Consider the following 15,621-nt stretch of genomic DNA (forward strand, 5'->3'; position numbering starts at 1 on the left):
AGAAGGCGATTGTATGAAAAAACAATTGTTAATCGTTGATGGCTATAACATGATTGGTGCTTGGCCAGAATTGGTCCAGTTGAAAAAGCAAGAGCGTTTAGAGGATGCGCGTGAACTGCTTCTTAGTCGTCTGTCCAATTATGCCAAATATGAAGGGTTGGAAATCATTGTGGTCTTTGATGCCCAATTAGTCCCAGGTATTCAGCAAACGTACAAAAAGTACCTTTTGACCGTGGTTTTCACCAAAGAAGATGAAACAGCAGATAGTTATATTGAACGTCTAGCTGGTGAAAAAAATGATCGTTTAACGCAAGTAACAGTCGCAACGAGTGATTTGGCTGAACAATGGGTGGTCTTTTCACAAGGTGCATTGCGGACTTCGGCCAATGAACTTTACAAAGCTGTCCAGAAAACAGAAAAGACGATTGCCATTCATGCAACAGATATCCATTTCCAGCAATTTCGTCGAAATTCTCCATGGAACGTGGAGCAGTTATCAAAACTTTCTGAGAAGCTAGAAGAATTGTCTCAAAAAAAAGATTAAACAAATGTTCGCTTAAGTCATAAATTTCTAACATGCTATGCTCTCCTAAATCATTCGATACGTTTATCGAAAAGGAGGGCTTTTTATGTTAGAACAGATTCAGCAAGCATTAGCAGGAGACCAAGAACAATTTCAAGCTTTATATGGGCAATATCAGCCAGTGATTTATAAGTGCATGAAAAAATACTATTTAAAAGATTATGATACTGAGGACTGGCTTCAAGAAGGGCGAATTGTCTTCTTTCGGACGTTAGAACGATTTGATTCAGAAAAACAAGCATCATTAGGAAAGTTTTTTAAACGAAATTTTGAAAATCACGTACATAGCTTAATTCGCCATCAATGCGCCTATAAGCGACGAACAGATACCTTGTCTATTTCTCTGGAACAACGCTTAGAAAGCGCTGGTGAAGAGTTAGTGGACTATTTAGGGACAGCGGCCACCGATCCATTAGGTCAATTAATGATTCAAGAAAAATTGGCAGCTTTTCCGACACGTCTTTCCTCGTTGGAACAACAAATTTTAAACGCATACTTAAAAGGCTACACGTTAGAAGAAATCGCTAAAGTACGTGGGGGAACTTTTTCAGCTGTCCGAAGTGCCTATGATCGTGCCAAAGCAAAAATGAAATATACATTAGAAAATGAATAAAAATTCGACAAAACAGCCGGTTTGTCGAGCAAAAGTAGTTGCAAACAGACTTCTAGTATGATAAACTTGAAATTTTTTAAAAAAAGTGATACAATGTTTCTCGAGGTGAATGCAATGCCAACAACGTTATCGTCAATTAAGAAAGATTTGGAAGGCCGTATCGGCAGTGAAATTATGTTAGTTGCTCAGACTGGAAGAAAGCGCCAAACAGAACGTAAAGGAATCTTAACGGAGACTTATCCATCTGTTTTTGTTGTTGACTTGGATCCAGACGAGAACTCATTTGAACGTGTATCTTATAGCTATTCAGATGTTTTAACACGCACCGTTGAAATCGAATTCATCGGTCAAGCCGTATAATTTAGAAAGTCCGCTTAGGAGTGAAGGAAGAGCCCTTCGTTCCTAAGCTCTTTTTAATTTCAGCCATCTGTCGTCAGAGAAAGAGCAATCTTCGGTGTACTTCTTCATGGACATATGATAGAATCTAAAAGATTAAAATGTTGGTAGACAAAAGATTAAGGAAGGTGAATCAGGGAACCGATGGAAATAATCGAACGAGCTCCTGCGAAAATTAATCTTGGGTTAGATGTTCTGCATAAACGTGTGGATGGCTATCATGAAGTTGAATCTATTTTTGCAAGTGTAGATTTAGCCGATCATTTAACTTTTGAAAATCTAGAAGAAGACATCATTCGTATTGAAACGGACAGCTCTTTTTTACCCGTGGATCGACGGAATCATGTCTATCAAGCAGTTGACTTATTAAAGCGTACCTATAATATTCATAAAGGAATTAAAATATATATTGAAAAACGTATCCCCGTGGCAGCTGGTTTAGCAGGTGGTAGCAGTGACTGTGCCGCAGCATTACGAGGCTTGAACAAGCTGTGGAATCTGGGGTTGACGATGGACGAACTCTGTGAAATTGGCAGCCAAATTGGTATGGATGTTCCTTATTGTTTAAGGGGCGGAACAGCCTTTGCAAACGGACGTGGGGAGAAAATTGAAGCATTACCGACCATGCCTCAATGTTGGATTGTGTTAGTTAAACCAAGAATTAGTGTATCCACTAGTACCGTTTTTAATGATTTAGCGGTAGATGAATTGCACCATCCAGATATTGCTGGACTAAGAATAGCTATTGAAAATGGTGATTATACTGGGATGACCCAAACAGTCGGCAATGCGTTGGAAAGTGTCACGATTGCCAGACATCCGATCGTGCAACAAATCAAGGATCGCATGCTGAAGTACGGCGCTGATGCAGCGTTGATGAGCGGCAGTGGACCGACAGTCTTTGCTTTATGTGAAAAGAAAACACGAGCACAACGGATTTATAATGGACTCAAAGGCTTTTGCGAAGAAGTTTATTTGGTTCGGACATTGAAATAAATAAAAAACAACAGAGCGTGGGACAAAAATCACTTTGGATTTTTGTCCCACGCTCTGTTGTTTTTTTAAATTTATTCCTTGACGTCCCGTGATCCATTTGGTACATTATTCCTGGCAAATCGTAAATATTACGGTTTATAATAGGTAAATCGAAAAGAGGACAGAACATGACGAAAATCTACCGCCGTTTGATAATCGGCGTTACTTTAGCAATCAGTGCTTTTCTTTTAGCTAGTTGTGGGCAAACCACACAATCGCCAAAAGAGAAGAAAGAGCTCACGGTAATGACTACTTTTTATCCGATGTACGACTTCGCAAAACAAGTCGTTGGTGATGAGGGAGAGGTTGAGCTGTTGATTCCAGCTGGAACGGAACCACACGATTATGAACCAAGCGCAAAAGACTTAGCGAAAATTACTGATGCGGATGTCTTTGTTTATAATAGTAAAGAGCTAGAAACTTGGGTTCCGAATGTTATTGAAAACTTGGACAAGAAAAAAGTTTCAATCGTGGAAGCCAGTCAATCCATTCAATTGATGCAAGGAACAGAAGAGGAAGAATCTGGCGAAGAAGGTCATGAAGGCCATAACCATTCTCACGAACTGGATCCGCATGTCTGGTTAGATCCCGTGTTAGCGCAAAAAGAAGTGATAGCGATTCGGGATGCGCTTATCAAAAAATATCCTGAGAAAAAAGCCGTATTTGAAAAAAATACCGCTGCTTATTTGGAAAAATTGACTGCGCTAGATAAGGAATACCAAGCTGCATTTGCAGGCGCTAAAAATCGGACCTTTGTGACGCAACATGCTGCATTTGGCTATTTGGCAAAACAATATGACTTGATCCAAGAACCGATTGCTGGGATTTCTCCAGACCAAGAACCTTCGCCAAGTCGTTTAGCCGAATTAAAAAAATATATTAAAACAAACAATGTTTCTGTGATCTATTTTGAAGCATCGGCTTCTACAAAAGTAGCCAAAACATTGGCAGACGAGACAGGCGTCGAATTAGCCGTATTGAATCCTTTAGAGAGTTTAACTCAAAAAGAACAAGAAGCAGGCGAGAACTACGTGTCTGTCATGAAAGAAAACCTCGCTGCTTTACAAAAAAGCATTCATTAATCTGGCAACAGAAAGGAGCCAACTTATGCATTATATTGAAGTCGAAAATTTAACCTTCTATTATGATGATGAACCTGTTTTAGAAGATGTTTCTTATTATGTTGATCCAGGGGAATTCGTTATTTTAACAGGAGAAAATGGCGCTGCCAAGTCAACGCTGATCAAAAGTACTTTAGGGTTATTAAAACCAACAAGTGGCAAAATTACGGTCGCTAAAAAAAATAGTGCTGGTGAAAAAATCAGCATTGGCTACATTCCACAACAAGTCGCTTCTTTCAATGCGGGCTTTCCTAGCACCGTCATTGAATTAGTACGTTCAGGTCGCTTTCCCAGAAATCGTTGGTTCAAACCGTTGACGAAAAAAGATCATCTTCATGTGGAAAAAGCTTTGAAATCAGTGGACATGTGGGAAATGCGCCACAAACGAATTGGCGAGCTTTCTGGCGGGCAAAAGCAACGAATTAGTTTAGCACGAGTGTTTGCGACTGATCCAGATTTGTTTATTTTAGATGAGCCAACAACAGGTATGGATGAACAATCGCGAAACGAATTTTATCAATTGTTGCAACACAGTGCGCATGAACATGGAAAAGCTATTTTGATGATTACGCATGATCATGAAGATATCAAAACCTATGTAGATCGTCAAATTCGTCTTGTCCGCAAAGAAGATTCGAAATGGCGTTGCTTCCATATGAGTGAAGAATCGTATACGTAAATTTTCCAATAAAACGTTATCTGGCTCGATAATAACGAAAGCCTAGGAACAGCTTAAAGAAATGTTGGAAAAATTTAAAAAATAAGCAGGAATTAAAAAATTAATTCGCTTAAACGTCGCTACAATGGTAGTGTTCATTTTAGCGGTAAGGAGTGAATCGTATGGCAGAAATGCTTTCTTATGCATTTATGCAAAAGGCCTTTTTAGCAGCACTGTTTATCTCAGTGATTGCCCCAATGCTCGGCGTCTTTCTAGTTATTCGCCGACAATCTTTAATGGCAGATACCCTTTCACATGTGTCATTAGCCGGTGTGGCACTAGGCTTCTTTTTTAATTGGAATCCTAATTTAATGACCTTAATTGTCGTGATTGTGGCTGCAATCATTCTAGAATATTTACGAATGATTTATAGCACCTATTCAGAAATTTCGATTGCTATTTTAATGTCAGGCGGTTTGGCTTTGGCGTTAGTTTTAATGAATTTAACAGGAGGCAATTCAGCTGCTAGTATTCAATCGTATTTATTTGGTTCCATCGTCACGATTACGTGGGATCAAGTGGTTATGTTGGCAATCTTATTCGTAGTTTTAGTTCTATTGTTTATGTTATTTAAACGCCCAATGTATGTTTTAACATTTGATGAAGATACTGCTCATGTTGATGGGCTACCTATTCATTGGATGTCGATGCTTTTTAATGTAATTACTGGTGTGGCGATTGCTGTGATGATTCCGATCGCGGGAGCCTTGTTAATTTCAGCAATTATGGTCTTACCAGCTGCGATAGGTATGCGAATTGGTAAAGGCTTCAACACGGTGATTATCATCAGTGTGTTTATGGGCTTGATTGGCATGCTAACAGGGTTGACTAGCTCGTATTATTTGGAAACACCACCGAGTGCAAGCATTACCCTAATTTTTATTGGTTTATTCTTATTAGTCAATATTTATCGCCGAGTGGTTGTCATGGTCCAACGAAAACAAAAAATGCAAAGAAACTAAGGAGAAAAACGAAAGTTTTTCTCCTTTATTTCTTTTTTTTTAAAGAAATGGCGAACTATTTTCAGTTATTTGAAAAAAATCCTCGAATTTTTCGGTTAAACCCCTTATAATAAGGAACGATAGAATGAAAAGGAGTGACGAATTTGAAAATTCGGAGAAGTGAACGATTAATCGATATGACCCAATATCTTTTAGATCATCCCCATACATTGGTTTCTTTGACATATTTTGCTGACCGATACCAATCTGCCAAGTCTTCCATTAGTGAAGATTTAGCAATTGTTAAAAAAACATTTAAAGAACGTGGAACAGGTATTTTAGAAACGATTCCAGGCGCTGCAGGCGGTGTCCGCTTTATCCCTGAAATTCCTTATGAGGAAGCGAAGCAGTTGATTATGGATTTGTGTGATCGTTTGTCAGAACAAGATCGCTTATTACCTGGGGGTTATGTTTATCTTTCAGATTTACTTGGGGAACCGAATTTATTAAGACAAGTGGGCCGGATTATTGCTTCTAAATATTTAGGCAAACAAATTGATGCGGTAATGACCGTTGCGACCAAAGGAGTGCCAATTGCGCAAGCTGTGTCTTATTACTTAAATGTTCCGTTTGTGATTGTTCGTCGCGATTCTAAGATTACTGAAGGTTCAACGGTGAGCGTGAACTATGTATCAGGGTCTTCAGAACGTATCGAAAAAATGGAACTTTCAAAACGCAGCTTAAAACGCGGCTCAAAAGTTTTAGTCGTGGATGACTTCATGAAAGGCGGCGGCACCGTCAATGGTATGAAGAGTATGATTGAAGAATTTGAAGCAGAACTTGTGGGCATTACTGTTTTTGCTGAGTCAAAATTCAATGGCCGTCGTGCAATCGATGACTACACTTCGCTATTATATGTGGAAGATGTGGATACACAAACAAAAACGATTAGCGTAGTCCCAGGAAACTATTTCACAGAGAAATAATTTGAAAAAGAACCTGAAAATGGTCCATTCCATTTTCAGGTTCTTTTTTTCTGTTTTATTCCTTTAAAAAAAGATGAGAAAATAAATTGGTCTACCTTTTAAATGCCTTATTTTGTTGAAAAAGACAAAAGAGTAAGATAAACTAGAAAAGGTATAATGAGGACGATTTAGAAGAAAATCAAACAATTTAGTTAATTTGAGGTGGCAAACGTGGAAAATAGATACGCAATTATTTTAGCAGCTGGTAAAGGAACACGCATGAAATCTAAACTTTATAAAGTATTGCATCCAGTTGCTGGTAAACCAATGGTCGAACATATTTTAGATCAGGTAGAACAAACAGAACCAACAGAAATCGTGACAATCGTTGGACATGGGGCGGAAATGATTAAAAGCCATTTAGGCGAACGTAGTCAATATGCCTTACAAGCTGAACAATTGGGAACTGGGCATGCAGTCATGCAAGCACAAGAGTTATTAGGTGGTAAACAAGGAACAACATTAGTTATTACAGGGGATACGCCGTTATTAACTGCGGAAACCTTGAAAAATTTATTCGATTACCATCAAGGTAAGAATGCAAGTGCGACTATTTTAACAGCGCATGCGGAAGACCCAACAGGCTATGGTCGAATTATTCGTGACCATGTGGGCATTGTAGAACGAATCGTGGAACAAAAAGATGCCAGTGAAGAAGAAGCACGTGTTCAAGAAATTAATACAGGAACCTTCTGTTTTGATAATGAATCATTGTTTGAAGCGTTAGCGAAAACAGATACAAACAATACACAAGGGGAATACTATTTAACAGATATCATTGAAATTTTGAAAAAAGAAGGCAAAGCTGTCGCTGCTTACCAAATGGCAGACTTTGACGAAGCAATGGGTGTAAATGATCGCGTCGCTTTATCCACTGCTAATAAAATTATGCATCGTCGTTTAAATGAAATGCATATGCGAAATGGTGTTACATTTATTGATCCAGATACAACGTATATTGATGAAGGTGTGGTAATTGGTTCAGACACAGTCATTGAAGCGGGAGTCACTATCAAAGGAAAAACAGTGATTGGCGAAGATTGCTTGATTGGCGCACATTCAGAAATCGTTGATAGTCACATCGGCAATCAAGTGGTTGTTAAACAGTCTGTGATTGAAGAAAGTGTGGTTCGCGAGGGGGCCGATGTGGGTCCGTATGCACATTTACGTCCTAAAGCAGATGTGGGGGCAAACGTACACATTGGTAACTTCGTGGAAGTAAAAAATGCAACAATCGATGAAGGAACAAAAGTGGGCCATTTAACATACGTTGGTGATGCAACATTAGGCAAAGATATTAATGTCGGTTGCGGCGTTGTTTTTGTTAATTATGATGGCAAAAATAAACACCAAACAGTCGTGGGTGATCACGCGTTTATTGGCTCTGCAACGAACATTGTTGCGCCAGTCACGATTGGTGATCATGCGGTGACTGCTGCTGGTTCAACTATCACAGAAGATGTCCCTTCAGAAGATTTGGCGATTGCCCGGGCACGTCAAGTGAATAAAGAAGGCTATGCTAAAAAGTTACCTTACATGAAGGATTAACCTCAAATAAAAAAGAACGCTCTTTTGCTTAAGCAAAAGAGCGTTCTTTTTCCTCCTTAAAGACTAGACCAATTGCTGCTAATATTTTTTTAGAGGCATTCAAGGACTAGACCAATGCTGTTTATTCGGTATTTTTAGTTATTTTTTTCAAAAAAATAGTTTTTGTTCTGCTTTTCCAATATAAAAAGACTTTCTTTTTTATAAAGTTCGTGTTTTGGTCAAAATTACTATTTTTTTCACAAACAAATCCGCTGTATTGTCCAAAAATAAAAACAATTTACAGGAAAAACATCTTATTTTAACGGAATTTACTGTTTTTTATTTAACGGATATATTATGATAGGAAAAGAAGAGCAGCGTGATGGGGGAAGGCTCTTTTTGTTGTTTGTTACTTTGACAATTGTTTGTTGCAAATGGGTTGAAACACAAGGAGGAAATTTGTGAAAAAGTTGAGCTTTAAAAAAGTGAAGTGGGGCATGCATTTTTTAATGGCTGTTGCGTTGATAGCGCCAAGCGTTACTAGTACGGCATATGCAGTAGAAACAACGAGTCAACAAAGTTCAGAAGCAGTAACAAGTACCACCGATTCAAGTAGAAAACAAGAACCAGTCATTACACAGGAAACAACAGACATCAAACAAGAAGCACCAAATCAGGCTACGAGTGACAGTGTCAAGCAGTCACAAGAAACCACAGCACCAACAGAGACGACGAATTTAGAAACGTCAACCGCTGAAAAAGAAGAAACGAGCACGCCGCAAAAAATAACAATTTTAGGTACGTCAGATGTTCATGGTCAATTATGGAATTGGTCTTATGAAGATGATAAAGAACTACCAGTTGGTTTGTCCCAAGTAAGTACAGTCGTCAACCAAGTCCGGGCACAAAACCCAGCAGGCACCGTTTTAATTGATAATGGCGACAATATTCAAGGCACTATTTTAACAGATGACTTGTATAATAAAGCGCCTTTAGTGAATGAAAAGACCCATCCAATGATCACCGCCATGAATGTGATGAAGTATGATGCAATGGTTTTGGGGAATCATGAGTTTAATTTTGGTTTACCATTAATCAAAAAAATTCAACAAGAAGCCACTTTTCCAATCTTGTCTGCGAATACCTACAATAAGGAAGATGGTCTTCGTTTTGTTGAAGGGACTACCACGAAGGAACTTGATTTTAATCAAGATGGGCAGCCAGATTTAAAAGTTGGGATTATCGGCTTAACAATTCCGCACATTCCTTTGTGGGATGGCCCTCGTGTTACTTCGCTTAATTTTTTACCTTTGAAAGAAGAAGCAGAAAAAGCAGTTACTGAGTTGAAAGCTAACAATCAGGCTGACATTATTGTTGCCTCGATTCATGCGGGACAACAAAATAGTGATCCGGCTGCCAGCGCCGACCAAGTAATTGAAAATGTCGCGGGGATTGATGCGTATATTCTGGGTCATGACCACCTTTCTTTTACCAAGCAAGGAGCAGCGCCGAATGGAAAAACTGTACCGGTAGGGGGACCGAAAGATACGGGGACAGAGGTTGTCAAAATTGATCTTTCAGTTGCTAAAAATGCCGATAAGTGGGAAGTGCAAGAAGGTACAGCAACGATTGTACCAACAACGAATGTTCCAGCAGATGAAGCAGTTAAGGCAGCGACAAAAGAATACCATGAGCAAACGCGAGCGTTTATTCAGGAGGAGATCGGCACAGCAACAGCTGATTTTTTACCAAAATAAGAAATTAAAGGAATTCCCGAAGCACAATTACAACCAACAGCGATGATTTCTTTAATTAATAACGTTCAAAAAGAAGTGACAGGTGCACAATTAAGTGCGGCAGCGCTGTTTAAATACGACAGTAAATTACCTGCGGGGAAGATTTCCTATGCCACGATTTTTGATATCTACAAATACCCGAATACCTTAGTGAGTGTTCCCATTAACGGTGAAAACTTACTGAAGTATTTAGAAAAACAAGGGGCGTACTATAACCAAACACAGCCAGATGATTTGACCATTAGTTTTAATCCAAACATTCGTGTATATAACTATGACATGATTTCTGGAGTGGACTACAAGATTGACATTTCAAAACCAGTGGGTGAACGAATTGTAGATGCGAAAATTGACGGCCAACCGCTGGATCCTGCCAAAGAATATACGATTGCTATGAATAATTATCGTTACGGCGGTTTAGCTAGCCAAGGGATTCAAGTAGGGGAACCTATTAAAAATTCTGATCCAGAAACCTTACGAGGAATGATTGTTGATTATATTAAGAAAAAAGGAACGCTTGATCCAGAACAAGAAATCGAACGAAATTGGTCAATTATTGGGACAAATTTTGATGAAAAATGGCGAGCCAAAGCAATCGAATTAGTGAATGACGGCACTCTTCAAATTCCGACTTCTCCTGATGGACGTACACCAAACGCCGCTGCTATTACGAAACAAGACGTCCGTAATGCGGGCTTTGATTTAGATAATGCATATACCATTATGCACACAAATGACGTTCATGGCCGACTAGAAGCAGGGAAAGGCGAATTAGGTATGGCGCGTCTAAAAACTTTTAAAGACCAAGAAACCCCAACCTTGATGGTGGATGCAGGGATGTTTTCCAAGGATTACCAATCTCCAATTTCTCCAAAGGCGCGGATATGGCCAAAGCCATGAATGAAGTTGGTTATGATGCCATGGCGGTGGGAAATCACGAGTTTGATTTTGGTTTAGAGATTGCACTAGGTTATAAAGACCAACTGAATTTTCCGATTTTATCTAGTAATACGTATTACAGAGATGGCAGTGGACGGGTTTTTGATCCGTATACAATCGTAGAAAAAGCCGGGAAAAAGTTTGCCATTGTAGGTGTGACGACCCCAGAAACAGCAACGAAAACACACCCGAAAAACGTGGAGAAGGTGACATTTAAAGACCCGATTCCAGAAGTAGAAGCGGTGATTAATGAAATTAAAGAGAAGTACGCGGATATTCAAGCTTTCGTGGTTACTGGGCATTTAGGCGTAGATGAAACGACGCCGCATATCTGGCGTGGTGATACGCTAGCAGAAACCCTTAGTCAAACATATCCTGAGTTAGATATTAATGTGATTGATGGACATTCGCATACAGCCGTCGAAAGTGGCAAACGTTATGGCAAAGTGATCTATGCTCAAACAGGTAATTATTTAAATAATGTTGGAATTGTCACAGCACCAGAGAATGAACCAACTAAGAAAACAGCAAAATTGATTCTAGCAGAAGAGTTGCTAGGATTGCCAGAAAACCCGGCAGTTAAAGCCATCGTTGATGAAGCACGAACGAATTTTAACGCTGAAAATGAAAAAGTAATTGTCGATTATATTCCATTCACATTGGATGGACAACGGGAAAATGTGCGCACACGAGAGACCAACTTAGGGAATTTGATTGGTGATGCGATTATGTCATATGGCCAAGACGCGTTTAGTCAACCTGCTGATTTTGCAGTAACTAATGGTGGCGGCATTCGCGCTGATATTAAGCAAGGACCGATTAAAGTTGGGGATGTCATTGCTGTGTTACCTTTTGGCAATAGCATTGCGCAAATTCAAGTAACCGGTGCTCAAGTTAAAGAAATGTTTGAAATGTCTGTTCGTTCGATTCCACAAAAAGATGAGAATGGCACAATTTTACTAGATGATGCTGGCCAACCAAAACTTGGCGCAAATGGTGGTTTCCTACATGTTTCAAGCTCCATTCGTATCCACTATGATTCCACAAAACCAGGTACTCGCTTGGCTAGTGACGAAGGCAATGAAACAGGACAAACGATTGTCGGTAGTCGCGTATTAGGAATAGAAATTAAAAATCGGCAAACACAAAAGTTTGAACCATTGGATGAGAAGAAACAATACCGGATGGCTACCAATGATTTCTTAGCTGCTGGTGGTGATGGTTACGATATGCTAGGTGGTGAACGAGAAGAAGGGATTTCACTAGATGCTGTCTTAATTGAATACTTGAAAAGTGCAACCAGCTTGCGGTTGTATCGTGCAGCAACGACGATTGATTTAGCACAATATAAAGAACCATTCCCAGGCGAACGAATTGTTTCTATTTCGGAAGAAGCTTACAAAGAGTTAATCGGTGGAGGAGAGACGCCAAAACCAGATCCAAAACCAGACCCAAAACCAGATCCAAAACCAGACCCAAAACCAGACCCGAAACCAACACCAGAAACACCAGTAGCAACCAATAAACAAAACCAAGCGGGAGCAAGACAGAGCAATCCATCCGTAACAGAGAAGAAAAAGTATGGCGGCTTTTTACCTAAAACGGGTACAGAAACAGAAACGCTTGCATTATATGGTTTACTGTTCGTTGGACTTTCTTCTTCTGGCTGGTATATTTATAAACGACGTAACAAAGCTAGTTAGTCATTTTTTAAGAACCGTCCTTCGGGATTGGTTCTTTTTTTATTTTAATGCTTGCCATTTGTTTTTAATTTTAGTATTATAAGAATATTCCGAAAATTAAAAAATGAAGAGTTTTTTCTGTGAAGGGAGAAAGGCATGAAAAGTAAACGTATAAAAGGACTTATCGGGTTAAGTTTAACAACGCTATTAGTTTTAGCTGCTTGTGGTGGTGATGGGGGAGCTGGCGCCGAAAAAGCAAAGGGCGGATCAGAGAAAACTGCCGCTAAACAAGAATTTAAAGTAGTGGTTCAACAAGAAATGCCTTCTGCAGATTTATCTTTAGGAACAGATACAATTAGTTTTACGGCACTGAATAATGCGTATGAAGGAATTTATCGTTTAGATGATAAAAGCAAGCCGCAACCAGCAGGAGCTAAAGAAAAAGTGCAAGTCAGTGATGATGGTCTGACGTACACAGTGAAACTAAGAGAAGAAGCAAAATGGTCCAATGGTGATCCTGTCACAGCTGCCGATTATGTTTTTAGTTGGCAACGTACAGCAGATCCTCAGACTGGCGCTGAGTATGCTTATTTTCTAGAAATGATTGAAAACGGTGCAGACATTGTAGCTGGTAAGAAACCAGTTTCTGAATTAGGCATTAAAGCAAACGGAGATTACGAGCTAGAAATTAAACTGGCAAAACCAACACCATATTTTGATTATTTACTGGCCTTTCCACTATTTTTCCCGCAACATCAAGCAACCGTAGAGAAATATGGCAAAGATTACGCTGCTTCCAGTGAAAAAGCAGTCTATAATGGTCCGTTTGTCTTAGCTAACTTTGAAGGGGCTGGCTCAGATACCAATTGGACTTTGGAAAAAAATGAAAACTATTGGGATAAAGACAATGTCAAATTAGATAAAATCAATTTTGATGTTGTCAAGGAGGCGCCAACTGCCTTGAACTTATTCCAAGATGGTCAAGCAGACGATGTTATTTTAAGTGGCGAATTGGCCCAGCAAATGGCGAAGGATCCAGAATTGGTTATCGAAAAAGAAGCACGAACCAGCTATTTGGAATTTAATCAGCGAGATAAAAATTCACCGTATAATAATGTGAATTTACGCAAAGCAATTTCAGCAGCGATTGATCGCAACGCATTAGTAGATAAAATTTTAGGCGACGGCTCAGTAGTCGCTACCGGCTTAATTCCAGAAGGGATGTCGTATTCGCCGACAGATGACAAAGATTTTGCTGATGAAAATAAAAAAATTGTTGAATATAGCCCAGAAAAAGCAAAAGAATATTGGGCAAAAGCTAAGAAAGAATTGGGCATAACAACACTCAAAATGGATATTGTTGCCGATGATGTCGATTCTACGAAAAAGTTAGCGGAATATATTCAAGGTACGTTAAAGGATACTTTAGAGGGCATTGATGTAACAGTGAGCCCAGTGCCGTTTTCAGTTCGAATTGATCGAGGCAGTCGCGGCGATTTTGAGACAATCTTAGGTGGTTGGGCTGCGGATTACGCAGATCCAAGTAGTTTCTTAGACCTTTTTGTTACTGGTAATAACTATAATCGCGGGCGTTTTTCAAGTAAAGCCTACGATGAGTTGATCGAGGCTTCAGCCACAAGAGATGCTTCAGATCCTGAAAAACGTTGGGAAGACATGGTTAAGGCTGAGAAGTTATTGATTGGTGAAGAGACCGCTTTAGCCCCACTTTATCAAAAGGCGACTGCCCATCTACGCAGTAAAGAAGTAAAAGGTGTCGTTGCCCATGGTGCTGGTGCACAATATGATTATAAGTGGACATATGTAACAGAAGAGTAGTTAAAAAAGAGACACAGAACAAGTCAAATCGACTGTTCTGTGTCTCTTTTAATCAAAATATTTCTGCTGTTCTTCTTTTAATTTTTCTGGGGTTACATCTTCACCAGTAGGATCATAAATAGTGACGCCCATTAATGTTTTATTGAATTGTTCACGAATGGTTCGCAAATATTCTTGTCGCAAATCGACACGAAGAGCTTGTTCTTCAGATGTTAAACCTTGTTCACGCTCTTTTTGTGCAAGCGTATTAATTCTTTTTAAAACCTCTAACATTTCTCATTTCCTTTCTATAATAATTCTTTTGCTAGGCGTTCAAACGATTGAAAGCGCGTTTGTTTGTCATAACCTGGGGTGATTAGCATTGCTTCTGTCAACCCTAGTTCTTCTTGTTGGTGGAAAAACTCCGCAACTTCTTGGCTACTACCAATGACAAAGCGTTGTTTATTCTGTTCTAAAACCAGTTTGTCCATTTCACTGTAAGGGAAAGCTAGGGCTTCTTCTGGCGATAAAAATTTATTAGGAAGCCCATGTTCGGTGGCAAAGATATAATGCTCGAAACTAGCCGCATGGTATTCTGCTTCTTCTTTCGTGTCGGCGGCAAAAGTGAAATACGCAGCGCTCACTTGAGGCTCTTGTTGTTCAGTTACTGGTCGGAAATGCTTGTAATATGCTGACAATACTTCTTTGGGCAAATGTCCATGAATAAACTGTGCAAAGGAAAAATTAATGCCATATTCACCAGCTGAACGTGCGCTTTCTTTACTAGCACCTAGTAACCAAGGTTGTGGTAATAGAACTTCCCGCGGAACAGCTGAAATTTTAGAATATAAATGATCTTCAGGAAATTCCTCTTTTAAAAAGAGTAAAATTTCAGGTAATTTATCAAATTGATCTAGTTGTGGTGGCTGACCATTATTTAACGCCAACGTAGTTAATGGGCTGCCACCAGGCGAGCGGCCCATGCCTAAATCGATTCGATCAGGATATAAAGCTGCTAACGTTTTAAACGTTTCTGCGACTTTAAATGGCGCATAATGCATGGTCATGATGCCACCCGCGCCAACACGAATTTTTTCGGTGGCACTAGCAATATGTGCAACTAAAATTTCTGGCGTTGCACTGGCAAAGGCGTCTGAGCCGTGATGTTCGGCATACCAAATTCTTGTGTAACCAAGTTTTTCCGCTAATTGAGCGAGTTCTTTGGCTTCTTGTAATGTGTCGCTTGCTGATTGATTTTTAGGAACCGTTAATTGATCTAAGATACTTAATTTCATGTATGTAGTCTCCTTTTTGGTTGTTTTTTTGAAGCTACCGCTATTATTACGCAAACATGTCAAAAAAAATAGTACGCACTTTTTAATTCCCTATTGAGCGAAAAGTAACAAATAGATGTAGCCAAGGTCGATGAT

Annotated in this window: 12 protein-coding genes and 1 pseudogene; 11 read left to right on the plus strand and 2 right to left on the minus strand. The window is 39.4% G+C overall.

Going from position 1 to position 15,621, the window contains the following annotated elements:
* Window positions 1–13: 13 nt before the first annotated feature.
* From IGJ63_RS00225 to IGJ63_RS00275, 11 genes and pseudogenes are all read left to right on the plus strand, one after another.
* Window positions 14–544: an NYN domain-containing protein gene (locus IGJ63_RS00225; protein ID WP_002356058.1), complete on the plus strand. Its 531-nt coding sequence runs from the start codon at window positions 14–16 to the stop codon at window positions 542–544.
* A gap of 85 nt (window positions 545–629) precedes the next feature.
* Window positions 630–1,196 carry a sigma-70 family RNA polymerase sigma factor gene (locus tag IGJ63_RS00230; protein WP_002356059.1) on the plus strand — a complete coding sequence of 189 codons (567 nt, stop codon included), beginning with the start codon at window positions 630–632 and terminating at the stop codon, window positions 1,194–1,196.
* Between the two features lie 57 nt (window positions 1,197–1,253).
* Window positions 1,254–1,556 (plus strand): Veg family protein, encoded by a 303-nt coding sequence (locus tag IGJ63_RS00235; RefSeq protein ID WP_180758910.1) that lies wholly within the window; start codon window positions 1,254–1,256, stop codon window positions 1,554–1,556.
* Window positions 1,557–1,736: 180 nt separating this feature from the next.
* Window positions 1,737–2,588, plus strand: coding sequence for a 4-(cytidine 5'-diphospho)-2-C-methyl-D-erythritol kinase (gene ispE / locus IGJ63_RS00240; protein WP_002356061.1), 852 nt, complete (start codon window positions 1,737–1,739; stop codon window positions 2,586–2,588).
* A gap of 167 nt (window positions 2,589–2,755) precedes the next feature.
* Window positions 2,756–3,709: a metal ABC transporter substrate-binding protein gene (locus IGJ63_RS00245; protein ID WP_101731968.1), complete on the plus strand. Its 954-nt coding sequence runs from the start codon at window positions 2,756–2,758 to the stop codon at window positions 3,707–3,709.
* 25 nt (window positions 3,710–3,734) lie between these two features.
* On the plus strand, window positions 3,735–4,427 hold the full coding sequence (locus IGJ63_RS00250; protein WP_002356064.1) for a metal ABC transporter ATP-binding protein: 693 nt from the start codon (window positions 3,735–3,737) through the stop codon (window positions 4,425–4,427).
* A 161-nt stretch (window positions 4,428–4,588) separates the two neighbouring features.
* Window positions 4,589–5,428, plus strand: a complete 840-nt coding sequence (locus IGJ63_RS00255) for a metal ABC transporter permease (RefSeq protein WP_002383493.1) — start codon at window positions 4,589–4,591, stop codon at window positions 5,426–5,428.
* Window positions 5,429–5,571: 143 nt separating this feature from the next.
* Window positions 5,572–6,393 (plus strand): pur operon repressor, encoded by an 822-nt coding sequence (purR, locus tag IGJ63_RS00260; RefSeq protein ID WP_010816234.1) that lies wholly within the window; start codon window positions 5,572–5,574, stop codon window positions 6,391–6,393.
* A 201-nt stretch (window positions 6,394–6,594) separates the two neighbouring features.
* Complete coding sequence (glmU, locus tag IGJ63_RS00265) at window positions 6,595–7,980, plus strand: bifunctional UDP-N-acetylglucosamine diphosphorylase/glucosamine-1-phosphate N-acetyltransferase GlmU (protein WP_002356067.1); 1,386 nt, start codon at window positions 6,595–6,597, stop codon at window positions 7,978–7,980.
* Window positions 7,981–8,420: 440 nt separating this feature from the next.
* Window positions 8,421–12,397: pseudogene (locus tag IGJ63_RS00270) on the plus strand (5'-nucleotidase C-terminal domain-containing protein).
* A 135-nt stretch (window positions 12,398–12,532) separates the two neighbouring features.
* Window positions 12,533–14,212 (plus strand): peptide ABC transporter substrate-binding protein, encoded by a 1,680-nt coding sequence (locus IGJ63_RS00275; RefSeq protein WP_002361487.1) that lies wholly within the window; start codon window positions 12,533–12,535, stop codon window positions 14,210–14,212.
* 48 nt (window positions 14,213–14,260) lie between these two features.
* On the opposite strand, the gene IGJ63_RS00280 is transcribed toward IGJ63_RS00275, so the two are convergent.
* Both IGJ63_RS00280 and IGJ63_RS00285 read right to left on the minus strand, forming a co-directional pair.
* The gene (locus IGJ63_RS00280; protein WP_002356070.1) at window positions 14,261–14,485 is read right to left on the minus strand and encodes a DUF896 domain-containing protein; all 225 of its coding nucleotides are present in this window, start codon (window positions 14,483–14,485) and stop codon (window positions 14,261–14,263) included.
* A gap of 14 nt (window positions 14,486–14,499) precedes the next feature.
* Window positions 14,500–15,486, minus strand: coding sequence for an LLM class flavin-dependent oxidoreductase (locus IGJ63_RS00285; RefSeq protein WP_033600579.1), 987 nt, complete (start codon window positions 15,484–15,486; stop codon window positions 14,500–14,502).
* Between the last annotated feature and the right edge of the window lie 135 nt (window positions 15,487–15,621).

It is taken from the genome of Enterococcus sp. DIV1375a (assembly GCF_051712205.1).
Classification (GTDB): domain Bacteria; phylum Bacillota; class Bacilli; order Lactobacillales; family Enterococcaceae; genus Enterococcus; species Enterococcus faecalis.

What these genes read in the sequence shown, in the direction of transcription:
- IGJ63_RS00225 (WP_002356058.1), top strand. Translation starts at nt 14, where the DNA reads ATGAAAAAACAATTGTTAATCGTTGATGGCTATAACATGATTGGTGCT.
- IGJ63_RS00230 (WP_002356059.1), top strand. Translation starts at nt 630, where the DNA reads ATGTTAGAACAGATTCAGCAAGCATTAGCAGGAGACCAAGAACAATTT.
- IGJ63_RS00235 (WP_180758910.1), top strand. Translation starts at nt 1,254, where the DNA reads ATGATAAACTTGAAATTTTTTAAAAAAAGTGATACAATGTTTCTCGAG.
- ispE (WP_002356061.1), top strand. Translation starts at nt 1,737, where the DNA reads ATGGAAATAATCGAACGAGCTCCTGCGAAAATTAATCTTGGGTTAGAT.
- IGJ63_RS00245 (WP_101731968.1), top strand. Translation starts at nt 2,756, where the DNA reads ATGACGAAAATCTACCGCCGTTTGATAATCGGCGTTACTTTAGCAATC.
- IGJ63_RS00250 (WP_002356064.1), top strand. Translation starts at nt 3,735, where the DNA reads ATGCATTATATTGAAGTCGAAAATTTAACCTTCTATTATGATGATGAA.
- IGJ63_RS00255 (WP_002383493.1), top strand. Translation starts at nt 4,589, where the DNA reads ATGGCAGAAATGCTTTCTTATGCATTTATGCAAAAGGCCTTTTTAGCA.
- IGJ63_RS00275 (WP_002361487.1), top strand. Translation starts at nt 12,533, where the DNA reads ATGAAAAGTAAACGTATAAAAGGACTTATCGGGTTAAGTTTAACAACG.
- IGJ63_RS00280 (WP_002356070.1), bottom strand. Translation starts at nt 14,485, where the DNA reads ATGTTAGAGGTTTTAAAAAGAATTAATACGCTTGCACAAAAAGAGCGT.
- IGJ63_RS00285 (WP_033600579.1), bottom strand. Translation starts at nt 15,486, where the DNA reads ATGAAATTAAGTATCTTAGATCAATTAACGGTTCCTAAAAATCAATCA.